The 16,827-nt window shown below is 44.9% G+C and carries 16 protein-coding genes; 3 read left to right on the forward strand and 13 right to left on the reverse strand.

The features are described 5' to 3' along the window. Positions 1–84: 84 nt before the first annotated feature. The gene (locus tag EO130_RS11095; RefSeq protein WP_127142077.1) at positions 85–1,299 is read right to left on the reverse strand and encodes an RsmB/NOP family class I SAM-dependent RNA methyltransferase; all 1,215 of its coding nucleotides are present in this window, start codon (positions 1,297–1,299) and stop codon (positions 85–87) included. 59 nt (positions 1,300–1,358) lie between these two features. Between EO130_RS11095 and EO130_RS11100 the strand changes: the two genes are divergently transcribed. After that, positions 1,359–2,390: a WD40/YVTN/BNR-like repeat-containing protein gene (locus EO130_RS11100; protein ID WP_127141577.1), complete on the forward strand. Its 1,032-nt coding sequence runs from the start codon at positions 1,359–1,361 to the stop codon at positions 2,388–2,390. 14 nt (positions 2,391–2,404) lie between these two features. Here EO130_RS11100 and EO130_RS11105 read toward each other — a convergent pair whose 3' ends face one another. From EO130_RS11105 to EO130_RS11135, 7 genes are all read right to left on the reverse strand, one after another. Then, a complete protein-coding gene (locus tag EO130_RS11105) occupies positions 2,405–2,848 on the reverse strand; it encodes a hypothetical protein (RefSeq protein ID WP_127141578.1) in 444 nt (147 codons plus the stop codon). Beyond that, positions 2,845–3,372, reverse strand: a complete 528-nt coding sequence (locus EO130_RS11110) for a hypothetical protein (RefSeq protein ID WP_127141579.1) — start codon at positions 3,370–3,372, stop codon at positions 2,845–2,847. The genes EO130_RS11105 and EO130_RS11110 overlap by 4 nt, the downstream gene beginning before the upstream one ends. Positions 3,373–3,405: 33 nt before the next feature. Further along, positions 3,406–3,948: an RNA polymerase sigma factor gene (locus EO130_RS11115; RefSeq protein ID WP_127141580.1), complete on the reverse strand. Its 543-nt coding sequence runs from the start codon at positions 3,946–3,948 to the stop codon at positions 3,406–3,408. Positions 3,949–4,295: 347 nt separating this feature from the next. Beyond that, a complete protein-coding gene (locus tag EO130_RS11120; protein WP_127141581.1) occupies positions 4,296–6,122 on the reverse strand; it encodes an ABC transporter ATP-binding protein in 1,827 nt (608 codons plus the stop codon). Between the two features lie 4 nt (positions 6,123–6,126). Beyond that, on the reverse strand, positions 6,127–7,833 hold the full coding sequence (locus EO130_RS11125) for a phospho-sugar mutase (protein WP_127141582.1): 1,707 nt from the start codon (positions 7,831–7,833) through the stop codon (positions 6,127–6,129). Positions 7,834–7,891: 58 nt separating this feature from the next. Further along, positions 7,892–8,839 carry a glycosyltransferase family 2 protein gene (locus EO130_RS11130; protein ID WP_127141583.1) on the reverse strand — a complete coding sequence of 316 codons (948 nt, stop codon included), beginning with the start codon at positions 8,837–8,839 and terminating at the stop codon, positions 7,892–7,894. 43 nt (positions 8,840–8,882) lie between these two features. Continuing rightward, positions 8,883–9,404, reverse strand: a complete 522-nt coding sequence (locus EO130_RS11135) for a DUF4199 domain-containing protein (RefSeq protein WP_127141584.1) — start codon at positions 9,402–9,404, stop codon at positions 8,883–8,885. 158 nt (positions 9,405–9,562) lie between these two features. Here EO130_RS11135 and EO130_RS11140 point away from each other — a divergent pair, with 158 nt between their 5' ends. Both EO130_RS11140 and EO130_RS11145 read left to right on the forward strand, forming a co-directional pair. After that, positions 9,563–9,832, forward strand: a complete 270-nt coding sequence (locus EO130_RS11140; protein ID WP_127141585.1) for a type B 50S ribosomal protein L31 — start codon at positions 9,563–9,565, stop codon at positions 9,830–9,832. Between the two features lie 81 nt (positions 9,833–9,913). Continuing rightward, positions 9,914–11,092 carry a GlmU family protein gene (locus EO130_RS11145; protein ID WP_127141586.1) on the forward strand — a complete coding sequence of 393 codons (1,179 nt, stop codon included), beginning with the start codon at positions 9,914–9,916 and terminating at the stop codon, positions 11,090–11,092. A 9-nt stretch (positions 11,093–11,101) separates the two neighbouring features. Here EO130_RS11145 and EO130_RS11150 read toward each other — a convergent pair whose 3' ends face one another. From EO130_RS11150 to EO130_RS11170, 5 genes are all read right to left on the reverse strand, one after another. Continuing rightward, positions 11,102–11,698: a mobile mystery protein B gene (locus tag EO130_RS11150; RefSeq protein ID WP_127141587.1), complete on the reverse strand. Its 597-nt coding sequence runs from the start codon at positions 11,696–11,698 to the stop codon at positions 11,102–11,104. Next, positions 11,689–12,153, reverse strand: a complete 465-nt coding sequence (locus tag EO130_RS11155) for a mobile mystery protein A (RefSeq protein ID WP_127141588.1) — start codon at positions 12,151–12,153, stop codon at positions 11,689–11,691. The genes EO130_RS11150 and EO130_RS11155 overlap by 10 nt, the downstream gene beginning before the upstream one ends. Before the next feature lie 211 nt (positions 12,154–12,364). Continuing rightward, positions 12,365–13,444 (reverse strand): 3-keto-alpha-glucoside-1,2-lyase-like domain-containing protein, encoded by a 1,080-nt coding sequence (locus EO130_RS11160; RefSeq protein WP_127141589.1) that lies wholly within the window; start codon positions 13,442–13,444, stop codon positions 12,365–12,367. Between the two features lie 223 nt (positions 13,445–13,667). Beyond that, positions 13,668–14,543: an amidohydrolase family protein gene (locus EO130_RS11165; RefSeq protein ID WP_127141590.1), complete on the reverse strand. Its 876-nt coding sequence runs from the start codon at positions 14,541–14,543 to the stop codon at positions 13,668–13,670. A gap of 197 nt (positions 14,544–14,740) precedes the next feature. Beyond that, on the reverse strand, positions 14,741–16,786 hold the full coding sequence (locus EO130_RS11170; RefSeq protein WP_127141591.1) for an amidohydrolase family protein: 2,046 nt from the start codon (positions 16,784–16,786) through the stop codon (positions 14,741–14,743). Positions 16,787–16,827: the final 41 nt, after the last annotated feature.

Here is a 16,827-nt window from a genome sequence, read left to right on the forward strand (position 1 = left end):
GGCGGGCGGCCGCTCGATGTGACAAATTAAATGTTTAGCGTAATGCTGAACTGGTTTCAGCATCCCATCCTTTTCAGCCTTACATCATGCCTTTTTCTTCAACAAAGCCATGTAAAACCCATCAAACCCGGTTTCCGAAGAATAGATGTTTTGCTCTTTCACAAACTCGAAATCCTTTCCATTTTCGGATTCTAAAAAGGTTTTGACTTGTTCGGAATTTTCTTGGGGAAGAATGGAGCAGGTGGCATAGACCATTTGTCCGCCTTTTTTGACCATTTTGCTGTAATTCTGGAGGATGTCTTGTTGAACACCCATAATACGTTCCACAAATTCCGGTTCCAATTTCCATTTGGAGTCTGGGTTTCTCTTGATGACTCCCAATCCTGAACAGGGCGCATCCAGTAGCAATCGGTCCGCGCTATTGTGTAATTTTTTGATAACTTTATTGGAATCGATGACCCGGGTTTCCATATTGTGCACCCCATTGCGACGTGCTCTTTTCTTCAGCTTTTTCAATTTACTTTCATAAATGTCCAAAGCGATCAATTGCCCTTTGTTCTGCATTTGGGCGGCGAGGTGAAGGGTTTTTCCGCCTGCTCCGGCGCAGGCATCCACAACTCGCTGGCCCGGTTCTACCTCCAGAAAAGGGGCAACCAACTGGGAAGAAGCGTCTTGGACCTCAAACAATCCATCCTTGAAGGCTTGGGTCACGAACACATTTTGGCGCTCAACGAGTTTTAAAGCATCGGGATAACCTTCAATAAATTCAGTGGAAATATCCTCCTTGGCCAAAAAAGATTTTAATTGAGGCTTTGGAACTTTCAGGGTATTGGTGCGGAGAATGACATCGGCTTGCTGATTTTGTGCGGCGATTTCTTTGGTCCATAGCTCGCTGCCCAAAGATTTCTCTCCCAATTCATCCATCCAATCCGGGACGGATTCCCTAAATTTTCGGATTTTGGACAATTCATCAAACCGGCCTTTTATGCGACGCTCAGGCGTGCCTTCCAATTGTTTCCAATCGGGGAGGCGGATGCCGCGAAGCACACACCAGACCCCGAACAAACGGAACAGATGCTCCCTGCTATACGGTTCGTGCACTTCGGCGATTTCAGAATACAGGCGTTTCCATCGAACAATCTCATAGGTGGTCTCTGCGATAAAGCCACGGTCTCGAGAGCCCCAGCGTTTATCGTAGCGCAATACTTTTTCGATCACCTTATCGGCATATTCCCCTTCATTAAAAATCATGTGAAGGGCATCAATTACGGCAAATACCAAGTTTCTGTGTAAACGCATCATCTTAAATAAGGTTGCAAAGGTATGATTTCTGCTTACTTTTGAAGAAAATAAATACCATGAGAGCCCTTCTTTCCCTTTTAGTAGCCCTAATTTTTGTTTCCTGCACCGAAGAACCTAAAAAACAACCCTTTCAATCGGTAACGGTAACTCCAGTTTTCGAGGACTCCATGAGTATTAGGGCCATCACCTTTCTGGATGGTAGAACCTTGGCCTTTGCTGGTAGCAATGGGGTGTATGGCACGGTGGACGTGAATTCCAATAAGGTGCGGACAAGTACGCAATATTATGATTCCATTACCCCAAATTTTAGAGCGGTTGGCGGTACGTCGGAAGATTTTTTTATGCTATCGGTAGAAAGCCCGGCATTGCTGTACAAAACCGGGGAACAGGGCAAAATGGAATTGGTGTACACCGAAGAGGGCGATGGTGTATTTTATGACAGCATGGCTTTTTGGAACGATGTGGAAGGCATTGCCGTGGGCGATAGTGTAGGTGGATGCCTTTCCATCATTATCACCAGGGACGGTGGTAAAACTTGGACCAAATTAAACTGTTCTGATTTGCCAGAAGGTGTTGATGGCGAAGGTGCCTTCGCTGCCAGCAACAGTAACATTGTGACGAAAGGCGACAAGGTTTGGATAGGAACCACAGCGGGAAGAGTGTATTTCTCCGGAGATAAGGGTATGACCTGGGAGATACAGCAAACCCCTATCATTTCAGATGAATCAACCCAAGGTATCTATTCCATGGACTTTTTTGACGAACAAGTTGGATTTGCTATTGGCGGGGATTACACCCAACCTGAATCTAACATTGCCAATAAGATAAAGACCACGGATGGTGGGCAAACATGGCAGTTGATAGCTGACGGTCAAGAGCCAGGCTACAAGAGTTGTGTGCAGTTTGTACCCAATTCCGAAGATCAGGGCCTTGTGGCCATTGGGTTTACTGGAATTTCATATTCCTCCAATGGAGGTGAGACATGGATGGCATTGAGCGAGGAACCTTTTTTTACGATACGCTTTTTAAACGATTCCACAGCTTACGCTGCAGGAAGTAAAAGAATTGCCCGATTGGATTTTAAATAGCCGTAAAAAGCATTTTATCCACCGCCACGCCGCTTTCGGAATTCTTGGATCATTTGCCGCTTAAAGTCTTCTTCGGCCTTGACCAATAGGAGAACCTTTTTGGCGGGAATCACGGTTCTTAGTTTGGATAAAAACTCTTGGTCTACCTTTTGTTTTTCAAATTGTAGTTCGAGCAATCTATCCAATAATCGTTCAGATTCATTGTTGGAAAGGTCTTGTGCACGGGCCATATTGCCCTCTAATTCAGCACGTTCTTTACGTCGGATTTCTTCCAAGGTATCCTCGTGCTCATTGTAAATGGGCCAAAATTGCTGCGCTTCTTCGCTGGTCAACCCAACGCGCTCTGTAATAAATGCCACTTTTAGGGTCTTAATGCGATCTCGCACAGGTCCTTGGGCATGCATCAAAAAAGAGACAAGCAATAGGGTACAGCTTATGAGTGTTCGTTTTGTCATCATGGGGTCGCTTCTAAATTTAATTCTTCAATATCGTCCACATTTTCATCCAAATAATCCATGAGGATGTCATCTTCCAAATCATCGGTCAACACATCGTTGAGTTGAATATCCGTTACGGAAACCACTTCGGCTATTTCATAGGAACTCATGTCGAGGTCGGTCTGTTCAAAATAGGCCTCTATTTCTGCATTGGCCAAATTATCAAAACTGATGGGCTCTGTATTCGGATTCCAGTTGATGCCAAAGAAAAGTACTAATAAGGCAGCAACGGCTGCGGCTCCGTAATAAAAATTACGGTTAGGCTTGAACGAAATCACTTTTGGCTCCTTCTCCTCGGACTTGGACAAAATAGTTGGGGTAAGCCCATCCAAATAGCCATCGGGAACCACAAAACCATCGGTTTTGGGAATACGGCTTTCCGCTTCTTTCAATTCTTCGTCGTGGATTCTATCCATCAAACGGTCGTTGAAGCTTTCGAAGTAACCCTCAGGGGTATGGAAACTATTTTTTTTGTCCTTTTTCATAGTATTGTTTTGACTGCTGAATGTGCCAAAGGTTTAATTTTCCTTAAGATACGTTTCTATTTTTTTAACCGCCAAATGGTAGGAGGTCTTCAATGCGCCCACCGAGGTTTCCAAGGCTTCCGAAATATCGGTGTACTTCATTTCCTGAAAATACTTCATGGTGAACACCAATTTTTGCTTATCGGGCAAAGTAGAAAGTGCTTTTTGCAGTTTCAACTGTATCTCATCTCCCTCAAAATACACATCCGCCTGAAGGTTTTCCACCATTCTGTTCTTCAATTCTTGGTCGCTGATTCCCATTTTCTTCGACCGTTGCTTTAAAAAGGTCAAGGATTCATTGGTCGCGATACGATACATCCACGAATATAGCTTGCTGTCTCCCTTGAACTGGTCAATGTTCCGGTAGACCTTGATAAAAGTGTTCTGGAGCACATCGTCCGTATCATCATGATTGAGGACAATCCTTCGGATATGCCAATACAAACGTTCTTTGTAAGTGTTTACCAACACCTCAAAGGCTTTTGCACGGCTGGCTTCCTGTTGGAGCTCTTGAACCAAAGTTTCCTCGGCAATCAATATTCTTTTCGTTTGATGCTTAGACTAAGGTACAAGGAAAAGGTTTAATTCTTCAATGAACAATTTTCAATAATCAATCTGCAATGGTTAAGGGGTAAAGGGTTCAAAGGTGGGGCAATTGTCATTTCGAGCCTGCCTTTGTCGGCAGACAGGCGCAGTCGAGAAATTTTTTGTTTGGGAGACAGGATAAAAGGTTCCGGGTATTTAGGAATACAGGAACTCCCTTTTTGACCTTAATTTCATGAATTATTACGAATAAACACCTCTCGGTATTAGATCTAACAGGAGTCATTCTGACCGAAAGGACGTTAAGAGTCAGAAATCTAAAAATTCAATCATCCAACTATCTAGGAAGCAAATGATTGCATCTCTACCAACTTTTTATAGCTTTTCGCCGATTTCATCAGCTCTTCGTGGGTGCCTTGTTCCACAATTTCGCCTTTGCTCATCACCACAATGGTATCCGCATTTTGTATGGTGGAGAGTCGATGCGCAATAACGATAGAGGTTCGATTTTTCATCATTTTTTCCAGAGCATCCTGCACCAATCGCTCACTTTCGGTATCCAAGGCCGATGTAGCTTCGTCCAAAATCATAATAGGCGGATTTTTGAGTACCGCACGTGCAATGGACAAGCGTTGCTTTTGACCACCGCTCAATTTGTTCCCGCTATCGCCAATATTGGTATCGTATCCATTGGGCAGGTCCATGATAAAATCATGTGCATTGGCCACTTTTGCGGCTTCCATAATTTCGTCCATGGTGGCATTTTCCTTGCCCAAGGCGATATTGTTCTTTACCGAATCGTTAAAAAGGATGGAATCCTGCGTTACCAACCCCATTAAGCCGCGTAGCGATTTTTTAGTGATGTTTTTGATGTTGGTTCCATCAATCAATATGTCACCTTGGTTCACGTCGTAAAAGCGTGTCACCAAATTGGCCACGGTGCTTTTTCCGCTTCCGGATTGCCCTACCAAGGCTACGGTTTTTCCTTTATCGACCTTTAGGTTGAAGTTTTTGAGGACGTAATCATCCTCGTATTTGAACTTCACGCCTTTCAATTCAATTCCAGAAGTGAAGGATGATTTTTCTTCGGCTCCTTCCAAATCCTTGATGGGATTGTCGGACTCGAGGATTTCCAGGACACGCTCTGCCGCAGCATTTCCTTTTTTGACCCCGTAGGAAGCTTTACTAATGGCCTTGGCCGGGGTTAAAATATTATAGGCCAGCCCCATGTAGGCGATAAACGAGGAGGCATCCAAGGTTTTGTCCACCAAAACCATTTTACCGCCAAACCACAACAACACGCCAATAACCAAAATACCTAGAAATTCTCCAGTGGGGGAGGCAAGGTTCTGCCGATTGAGCAGTGAATTGGAAAAATGAAAAAAGCGGGTGGTCGATTTTTTAAAGGTTTGATAAAATCGGTTCTCTGAATTGAAGGCCTTGATTACCCGAAGTCCCCCCAAGGTTTCCTCCACAATGGAAAGGAATTCGCCTTGTTCTTTCTGTACGCGATCGGATTTTTTCTTCAAGGATTTACCGATTCGGGATATGATCATTCCCGCTACGGGGATAAAAACAAAAACAAAAATGGTCAGTTTTGTACTGATACCGAACATTACCAAAATCGTAAAGAAAATGGTAAGCGGTTCACGCACGATCAATTCCAAAATGGACAGAAAGGAATGTTGTATCTCCAAAACATCCGAAGTGATCCTGGCGATTACATCTCCCTTTCGCTTTTCGGAAAAGTAAGATATGGGCAGGTCCACGATTTTTTGGTACATCTTGTTTCGGATATCCTTGAGCACCCCATTCCGAAGAAAGGTGATGAAGTACATCGCCAAATAGTTGAAGGCATTTTTTAAAAGGAAAAGTACAAGGACCAATCCAATCACTAAGACTAGTCCTTTCATTTCATCGTCACCAGAATAGGCGGTAACGCGATAGTTGATATAGTCCTGCAAATAATCCTTCAGGGAAGAAAAACCTTGATAAACGGGTTCGGTATATACTTTCTGTTCTGGTTTGAAAAGGACATCCAACATGGGAATCAGGGCCGCAAAGGACAGGGCACTAAACAGCGCGTACAGAATATTGAAAAAAATATTCAAGGCTCCGTATCTGCGGTAAGGTTCCGCAAACCGAAGAATCTTTTTAAAGTAGTTCATTCACTTATAAATTCAGCTCAGAGAGGATACCTTCTATTTTGGTTTCCAGCTGCGAATTTACGGATTTATAATCTGCTGCCTTGTCCAATTTTGCATTTGTACTGATGTAAAACTTCACTTTGGGCTCGGTTCCACTGGGTCGCGCCGCAATCCGGGTACCATCCTCCGTTTCGTAAATGAGTACATTGGATTTGGGCAAGTGAAGGGTGTACTCTTCTCCCGTCTGAACATTTTTCACGATGGAAGTGTTGTAATCTTCAATATAGAGCAATTTGGAACCTTGAACGCTGTCCACAGGATTTTCCTTGAAATCCTTCAACATTTGTTTGATTTCTTCCGCACCGCTCATTCCTTTTTTGGTGAGGGAAATCAGTTTTTCCTTGTAGAACCCAAATTCCACGTAGGCATCTATCAAATCTTGATAAAAGGAGCTACCGTTGGCTTTGGCGTTGGCAGCAATCTCACAGGCCAATAGGGTAGAGGTTACGGCATCCTTATCGCGGACAAAGTCGCCCACCATATAACCAAAGCTTTCTTCGCCCCCGCCAATAAATTGGGAATTGGGGAAGTCCTTGATCATTTTACCGATCCATTTAAATCCGGTCAGCGCTGTTTTGAACTCAACGCCATAGGCTTTTGCCATTTGCTGCATCATGGGGGTGGACACAATGGTCGTAGCGATGAACTCATTGCCCTTGAATCCTTTGGCCTTGTATTGGTCCAAAAGGAACTTGGTCATGAGTACCATGGTCTGGTTCCCATTCAGCAGTTCTATTTTCCCTTCGAGGTTGCGTACGGCGATGCCCAAACGGTCGCTGTCCGGGTCGGTACCCACCACCATGTCAGCTCCGATTTCTTCGGCTTTGGCAATGGCCATGGAAAGTGCCTCCGGCTCTTCTGGGTTGGGTGATTCCACAGTTGGAAAGTCGCCATCAGGCTTTGCCTGTTCTTCAATAATGGTAACGTTGGTATATCCGGCACGTTTTAATACTTCTGGAATGGCGGTGATAGAGGTGCCATGTAGCGAGGTAAACACGATTTTAAAATCGTCTTTTCCTTTGGCGCCGAAGCTTCCGCTCTTTACAGATGCTTCAAAAAAGGCCTCGTCCACATCTTCATCGATGTGGTGAATTAGTTTTTCGTTTTTGTCAAATTTGATGTCCTCAAAGGAAAGTGCATTGATTTCCGCAATAATTTCCCCGTCCTGAGGCGGTACAATCTGGCCACCGTCTGCCCAATATACTTTGTATCCGTTGTATTCTGGTGGGTTGTGGGAGGCCGTAAGCACAATTCCGGCATGACAACCCAAATACTTTACGGCAAAAGACAGTTCGGGCGTGGTCCGTAAATCAGAAAACAAATGCACTCGAATCCCGTTGGCTGAAAACACATCGGCCACGGTTTTGGCCAAGGATTTGGAATTATGTCGGCAGTCGTAGGCAATCACCACTTTTAAATCATCGTCGGTATAGGATTTTTTAAGGTAGTTGCTAAGTCCTTGGGTGTTTTTCCCCAAGGTATATTTATTGATCCTGTTGGTTCCCACACCCATTACGCCGCGCATTCCACCGGTACCAAACTCTAGATCCTTATAAAAACGTTCCTTCAGTTCTTCGGGGTCGTTGTCCATAAGGTGTTTGATTTCCTTCTTCGTGTCTTCGTCAAAAAAATCGGTTAACCAAGATTGCGCTGTTGCTGTAATGGAATCCATAGTTGTTTATCGTTGTTTAGATTTCTAAAATACAAAGTTTAGAGGGTTTGGAAACACCTTAAAGGTTAATTTTATCCGAGATATTGTATCGCGTATCGTTTTTTCGGGAACGAACCATAATCTCGCCCAAAAACCCAGCCAGAAACAGTTGCGTACCAATGATCATGGCGGTCAAAGCGATATAAAATTGGGGGCGTTGCGTAATCAGTCGCCCCATGGGGTTCAAAAAGAGCTTGTCAACCCCCAGATAGAGTGCAAATCCAAAACCTACAAAAAACATCAATACGCCCCAAGCCCCGAAGAGGTGCATAGGCCTACGGCCAAACTTGGATACAAACCAAATGGTGATCAAATCCAAAAAACCGTTGATGAAGCGTTCCGCACCAAACTTGGTGGAACCATATTTTCTGGCCTGGTGCTGCACTACTTTTTCCGCGATATCGGAAAACCCTGCGTTTTTGGCCAAAACTGGAATGTAGCGGTGCATTTCCCCAGAAACTTCAATGGTTTTGACCACTTTGTGGTTGAAGGCTTTGAGACCGCAGTTAAAATCGTGGAGCTTTACGCCCGATGTTTTCCGGGCGGCCCAGTTGAAGAGTTTGGAGGGTATGTTTTTGGTAATGACGGAATCGTACCGTTTCTTTTTCCAGCCCGAGACCACATGATGCCCATCTTGGGTGATCATGGCATACAGTCCGGGGATTTCTTCGGGATTATCCTGCAAATCAGCATCCATGGTGATTACGACTTCGCCTTCGGCTGCCTTAAAACCGGCATGAAGGGCTTGCGATTTGCCGTAATTCTTTAAAAATTGGATGCCCTTGACATTTTCATTGCTTTGGGAAAGTTCGGAAATGGTCTCCCATGACCCGTCGCTACTGCCGTCATCAATAAAAATGATTTCGTAAGAAAAATGATTGGATTGCATCACTTGTACAATCCAATCATGTAGTTCTTTTAGCGATTCTTGCTCGTTAAGTAAGGGAATTACAATGGAAATCTGCATTGTTCGATTCTGGAATTCCCTTCAAAAGTAGCATTTTTTTGGATTAATATTCGGGTTGGGACTTTTTCAAGATGAGTCCACTGATCAGACCCAAGATCAATCCCAATACGGCGTTCATAATCAAAAGCACGGGATATTGGATCCAAGCAAAGCTTTTTTGCATTTCCACCCCTTGTTCCCATTGCTCTTCCGTCATATTCGGGTTTTGCGCCATCGCTTTGGGTTTGGCTATTTCCATGACCTTGTCCATAAAATCGGGTTCAATAACGTTGGTCAAAACAAATTGATAGATCAAAGAAATGATAGCGCTCACCAAGGCTACGCCTACGCCTACCTTTAAGGCCTCGGTAATGGTCAAATAGCCGCCATTGGCCTTTTTATAGGCATTGATCGCAAAGAAAACGATCGCCGCCAGAATGACGATGGAGATGATGATAATCGGCGTGCTCGTTTCATAATGCATTTTTTGGGTGTACAGCATTACGCCGAATACCACAGCGACCAACCCAGACAATAGTCCGTAGTTGAGCGCAAATTTTCCAGTTTTAGCTTGTTGTTCTTCCATTGTTTAAAAATTAGTGTTGCTTACAGAGGTTAGTTATCGAATGCTTACATTTGTTACAGATAAATTTACTTTTATTTTTTTAGTGATTTTAAGTTGGAGGTCTCAAAGAAATCATTAAATTTGCACCCTGAAAATTCTGAGATTAAGCATTTAAGACGATGAGAAAAGGTATACACCCAGAAAACTATAGATTGGTTGCTTTTAAAGACATGTCCAACGACGACGTGTTCATTACAAAGTCCACTGCTGAAGCGAAAGAGACCATCACTGTGGATGGTGTTGAATACCCTTTGGTAAAATTGGAAATTTCAAGAACTTCGCATCCTTACTACACTGGTAAGACCAAATTGGTGGATACCGCTGGTAGGATCGATAAGTTCAAAAACAAGTACAAGAAATTCAAGAAAGAAGAGGAAGAGACCGAATAGGTCACACTTTTCAACGAAATATAGCAACGCCCTCGATACTATTCGGGGGCGTTTTTTATTTTTGGTATTCAAAGCTACGCTATGAACTATATCCTATCCGACGGTTACCACCGCGAAGACCTGTATCCATTTACCTTTACCCGCCCCGTAGCCGACATTCGGGTGGGGATTCTCACCATTCGCGAGAAGTGGGAAAAATGGCTGGATGCATCCGTGAGCTTCCAAACAGAGGAATATCTATCCCAAAAGTTTCCTTTGACAACCGCAGCCGAAAATACGGTGATCAATGGCAGCTATCTGCCCAACAAAGCGTTGGTGGAGGCCATTCGTAACCTCAATATGGGCGAAGCGTTGATAGGGGATGAGGGCTATATCGCCTATGTGACCGAGAACTTGGAAACCGGCTTCGAGGAATCGGGATATACCGCTATTCTTTTTGAGGACGAGGTATTGACCATCAAAAACACTTGGGATATCTTTTCCAAGAACGCTGAAGCCCTTCAAGCGGATTTTGATTTGGTGACCCAAGGAAGGACAAGTCAGCCGATACCCGATACCAACCAAGTCAAGAGTCCTGAACATATTTTTATCGAGGAAGGCGCTACGGTGGATTTTTGTATTTTGAATGCCTCCACAGGGCCCATCTATATTGGTAAGAATGCCTTGATGATGGAAGGCTGTACCGTGCGTGGAGGATTGGCGCTTTGCGAAGGAGCCATTTTAAAAATGGGCGCCAAGATTTACGGGGCCGTTACGGCGGGCCCGGGTTGTAAATTGGGTGGCGAAGTGAACAATGCGGTGCTCTTTGCCAATTCCAATAAAGGGCACGATGGCTTTTTGGGCAATTCCGTCTTAGGAGAGTGGTGCAATATCGGGGCAGACACCAATACGTCCAACTTGAAGAACAATTATGCCCCTGTACGGCTTTGGAACTACAAAACCGGAGGTTTTGCCAAAACAGGCTTGCAGTTTTGTGGACTGATGATGGGCGACCATAGCAAGTGTGGCATCAATGTGATGTTCAATACAGGGACCGTGGTAGGGGTGAGCGCTAATATTTTTGGCAGTGGCTTCCCGCGAAACTTTATTCCCAGTTTCAGTTGGGGTGGTGCCACGGCAGGCTATACTGCGTTTAAGACGAACAAGGCCTTTGAGGTGGCCGAAGCCATCATGAAGCGTCGTAATATGGAATTTAACGAGACCGAAGCCCAAATTTTACAGCACGTCTTCGAGTTGACGCAGCAGTGGCGGAATTTTTAGGCAGTGCGCCTAATTTTTTGCGAATAAAATCAAAGGTTCTATGTTTCCTCTATCGGCTTCCCTTAAAGCTTGGATGTATTTTTTTCGGGTGGCATCCGGCTTCACCATATTCGATTGATGCCAACTAAATATATCCTTGCCAAAAACGAATTCCATGATGGTGTCCGCCATGATTCTGGAATGCCTTCCATTCCCATTCGGGAAACAGTGGATGGAAACCAATCGATGTTTGAATCTAATGGCGGTTTCCTCTGGAGAATAGGTGTTATGGGCTACCCAGTAGGTGGTGTCGTCCAACAAATTTTTTAGCTCCATGGGGATTTGGTGCCATGCAATTCCAATATTTTTTTCTGACTTTCTAAATTCGCCTGCCCATTTCCAAACATCACCATACATTTTTTGGTGTAAAGCCTTGATAAACTTTTCGGTGAGTATGTTTTCCGCCTTTAGCTTGGTTCGAATGGTCCATAAAATAGCTTTCTCGATATTCAATTGTTCAAATTCATCGAGTTCCTTTTGGGTAGATATCGATTTTATTTTTAAGCCTTCCCTTTCTTCCTCATCCAAAGGGGTTTGTCCATAGCCATATGACAGTTCTAATCCCATAAAGATTTACCCATGTCCCTTTTTAGTTCATCCGAGAGGTCTTGTATGGTCTTATTTAGCTTGTCGTCCCCAATGCTTTGGTTTTCCAATTTCATGTTTTGGTTGGTCCGCAACACAATTTTTTGGGCCAGTTTTTCGGCTTTTTCGGTGATGAGGTCGTCGATACTTTCTTGTTTTGGAACTATGGCATACACCAATTGCATATCAAGTGCATGGGCAACGTCCTTCAAGGAATTTAGGGTCAGCGTACCATTGGCCTCGCTGTCCTCCATTTTTTTGATGCCTTGCCGAGTAATGTTCAGTTTGTTCCCAAGTTGGGCCATGGTCATGTTGAGGGTGGTCCGAATGGTATGAATCCATCCCTTTTCAGGAACTATTATGGTTTTGGCCTGATGGAAGGGGCGGAGTTTTTCATCCAGTTGTTCTATTAAAAGTCGTTGCTTGTTTCTTGCCATTTGTTGCTTTTTGGGTTGATAAAACGGTTAATAAGTAAACCTATGTGTTTACAAATATATTAAAAAGTAAACGAATAAGTTGACTTTTTAGTGTAACCGACCATGGGGAAGGATTTTGACAAGGACTAAGCAAGAACAAATTAGGCATGGCCCGGCCCTAATTTTTGGGCAACTATTCGAGTTGACGCAGCAGTGGCGGAATTTTTAATCCCTATTCCAACTTCCCGATCAATCCCCAACCGTTGGCCTTGTCGATGACCACACAGTGCAAGGTGTTGCTGCCTTTTTTGAGATGTAATAGGATTTTGTTCGCGCCAAGGCCCAAATGCCCCTGAAATTGATTGTTCTTGGACCGAAATGCATTGTTTCCGTAAAAAATGGGTGCTCCATTCAGATATAGGATAATCTTATCGCTATAATCGAACGAAAACCATTGGGTAAGTGCTTGATTGGTGCTAATGGTGGTCGATGCCACGGAATACACCTCTGGGTTGCCCTCAAAATTGCCCGAACTGGGTTTGGGCACATATTTGGAAATGGGCAATAGGCCCGAAGTTTCTGTTCGTACCCTTTGGGTGGGCATTTGTGCAAATTGGGCCGGGTTGATACTGCCTTCTTTGTACAGTTTTGCCTCAGTGAGTTCCCATTCGGTAATCATTCCTACAGGAGGGGTTTGGATAGGGTAGGGCTCTTTGGCAACCGCCTCGCCTGTGGGGGTGACCTTGATATTGGCAAACCGATTTCCGAACAACGCCCATATACCAACGCCACCAGAGAGGTTCCCCGATTTGAGATGGTCTACTTGCAGTACTTGCGCACCGTTCACAAAAACAGTGGCGCTAAGGTCTTGCACTTCTACGCGCAACTGGTTCCAACCTTCAGCGAGAAAGGCGACCTGAGCCTGATGTTCGGGGTAAAGCTGCCAATTGCTCTCCCCATGGTAGGTAGGCGTGTACTGTACGGCGTCCACCTGTCGGGATTTATGCATACGCATGTAGATCTCCTCAAAGTTTCGCTCTTTTTTGCGGAACAGAAAGCCGGCAAAGCTGCGCTTTTGGTTGGCGTATACCTCCAGTTCCAGCACGCCGTTGGAGAAGTCGATTTCATTGGCAAAGGCCTTACCGTTCAGTAGCAGGGTAGGACGACCATCAAAGGTTTCGAAGGTAAGCTCACTGCCCGGTTCGGCGGTCCAAGCGCTAGGTTGTAGGGGAATGTTTTGTGTGGTTTGGCCGTGGAGCAAGTGGGCAGCTACCAGCATACCCACCCAAAGGGTGTTGCGTAAAAGTGTCATGTGTTCGTTTTTTGATAATTAATTGGTCGGAGGGAATTGGGTTTCCTGACGTAGGTATAAACAAAAAAGAATTTTGGGAGTTTAATTACCGGCTTGTAATATGCTTAGTGGCTGGCAGCACAAAACTTTATGAATACACCGTAAACTTGGTATTCTATAAGGATTTTAAGCGGTAAAGAAAAATAGGCAATATAGTTTTCGAACTTGGTTCTTCTTTTTAGCGCTACTCTTTCAATTGCAGAAATTGTACAGCATTTTCATAGAAAATTTTTCTTTTGTCGCTTTCGGTCAGAAAATCGTAGCTATTCAGTTGGTCGATACTTTTTTTAATGGCATGGGGCCAAACCATTTGATCGGAGCCGAACATTACCCTATCCAGGATGCCATATTTTTTTGCTTTTCGTATAAATTGCTCCGCATAGTCCTTGGGTTGCTCGTCCACCCATAAGATTACCCCCAAATCCGTATAAAGTTGTGGGTATTGGAGCAACATGCGAAGGGTATTTTCATAAAACACTTCGCCGGCATGCATTATATAAACTCTTAGTTTGGGATGTTTGGCGAGCACATCCTCCAAGGTGTAAGGGTCTCCGAGCTTAATTCTAAAATTGGGACAACATCGGTAGGTGATGCCCGGCGGACCGCCACCGGTATGTACGGCCACCGGAATGTTATAGCGCTCACAGATTTTTAAATAGGGTTCAAATTCGGGGTCGGACAAAGTATACCCATCGTATACGGCTCCTATTTCACCAAAGACCTTAAGTTTTCCAGAATTGATCAAGGCTTTGAATGCCGTTGTATCAGTAGGTGGGGAGTTGGTGTAGTATCCAGGGATAAAAACACCTTCTTTATCCAAGGTGTTTTTTCCTCCAATGGTGCTAACCACAGCTTTTTCAATATTATTTTCTTGGAGTGCTCTTAGCAGTTCCTCTTTATAGGTTTTATAATCTTTTGGAGAAACAACTCCATCTGGCGCTGGAGCTACGTAATAGCTCGCTTCGGTATAATCATGCAGGTGCATATCGATTATGGGTTGGTCAGAGGTTTGGGAGTTCCCTAGCAGTGGCAGTAACAATACCAATATAAATCTTTTCATTTTTGAGATTAAATTTTAATCAATAACGCTACGATGGACACATCGCAGGTTTCTTTACGCAGGGGAAGTGGATGTAAGTAACAAAAAATAAATGAAAGCTGCACTCATCCAGCCTGTTAGATAATTCTGAAGTACAATTCAATAAAAAAGCCAGCAGCAACATGCTACTGGCTTTCCATAAATCATATTATAAGCTTTTAGTTCTTTACCTCAGGTTTTTCTGTAAAGGGAGTAATGCCAAAGGCAGGGTATACCTCGGATGGGTAGTAAAAAGTCCCTCCACGAGATACCAAGGATATGGTTTTTATCGCCTTGATATCGTCTACCGGGTTGCCGGGCACCAAAAAGAAATCGGCCCACTTTCCGGGTTCAATGCTGCCCAAGTTATCGTGTCCCAAGTACTGCGCCATATCGTAACTGGCGAGTTTGAGCACTTCGGCAGGAGTGTAACCCAGTTGTTCGGTGTACAGTTCCAGTTCGCGGTGCAGGTTAAAGGCGCCGCCCAAATCGGTTCCCGCTACGATCAGAATCCCTTTGTCCTTCATCATTCGCAGGGTTTCCACGATTTTATCATAAGCTTCGCGATAGGCTTTGTCCTCCTCCTTGTCGGCAATTTGGGCCAAGGCCACTTTGAGGCTACGCTGCTCGTTCGGCGGCATATTGTCTACATAATCCAAGGCACCGGGAGTCACTTCTCCGTTTCGGGAGAGCATCAATCGCTCATGTATGGCCAAGGTAGGGTCCATTGCTGTTTTGTTGGCCAAAAAAAGGTCCATGGTCTCTTGCACTTTGTCGCTGTTGAGATCGAGTTCGGGAAAACGTTTCATGGCGGTGAGGCGTAACAGGGTGCGGGTGTCCTCTTCGGGTTCCAGTACCCATCCGAGCATAGTCTGGTTAATGTGGGTCATTTCGTCGTACCCAGCGCGAAGCATGGCATTGGCGTTGGAGAACGCGGGCACATGCCCTGTAACGAACAGCCCTTGGTCGTGCGCTTTTTTTACGATGGCCGGGGCCCAATCGCCGTTCATGCTGTTGTACAGTTTGATGCCGTAAAACCCAAGGCTATCGTAGGTGTCCACAGCGGCTAGGGCTTCTTCTTGGGATTCCACTAGAATCCCATTATTGCTACTGTACGGACTTTTTCCCTCGATAAATCCAAGTCGGGTCACACGGGGCCCTGCCAATACTCCAGAATTGATTTTTTCGATGAGGTTGCTGAGCACTTCGGTGTTGTTGCCCATGTCTCGGAAAGAGGTTACCCCGGCCAAAACGTTTAGCAATGCACCGTTGTCGCCAGTATGGGCATGCATTTCGTAGAGTCCTGGCACCAAAGTGCCACCGTTCCCTTGAATCACCACTTCGTTGTCACCAGTAGCATCGGCTGCCTCGATTGCAGAAATCTTTTCACCTTCCACCACCACAGAAACGGGCTCGGTAAGGGATAGCGTTTTGGGGTCGAACACTTTTACATTGGCAATGCGCACTTTTTTGTCGTAGTTGTGGGCATATTCCTTTTGCAGTTTTTCATAGCGTTCGGCGGAATAGTTTTCAGCCAATTGGCGCAGTTCTTTCTCTTCGGTCTCATAGCCATCACGAATCACAATGTAGCGGGGGGAGATAAAGGCAAAAAAGCGGTTACTATCATCCATGATAAAGTAGGAGGGGTTCATCTCCGCACCGGAGAGCGCATATGTTGTTAGAGGCAATTCCCCTTCGCCAGAGGCATGGGGTACGGTCAAATCCTCCATTTTGGTCAGCGTCAGGTTTCCCGCAGGCAAAACGGGCAGGGTGTTGTCCGGGGCGTCCATCAGCAAGCGCGCGGCCAAAACTACGGAGTATGGGCTGCCAAATTGGTTTACGTAGAGCTGAGGCGTATCCACAGAAGTACTTCCAGAGCCTGTGGCATCGGTCCAGGAAGCTTCGCCATCTGATTGGGTGAACTGCTCGTCCACGGCATTACCAAAGGTAGTGTTTCCAGTGACGTGCCAGCTTAGGGGATACCCTTCGGCGTTCAGCACAATGGTCTCTTTCATGGTCGGGCCACGGCCATTGTTCTTATAATCGTAATCGATTTGAATGGTGTCGCCAACGGTATTGGCTTTCATATAGCCGACCTTGGTCTCGCTTATGATTACGGAATAGTTTTCCTCACCTTGGTAGTCGGCCAAGGAGGAAGTGGGTTCTGTTTTGCAGGAATAACCCGCCATTAGGACAAGGCCAATCAGGAATAATCGAAGTTTCATAGAGTTGGTTTAAAATTGGTATAAGATAACCATTTTAAACC

It is taken from the genome of Flagellimonas marinaquae, from assembly GCF_003992675.1.
Classification (GTDB): domain Bacteria; phylum Bacteroidota; class Bacteroidia; order Flavobacteriales; family Flavobacteriaceae; genus Flagellimonas; species Flagellimonas marinaquae.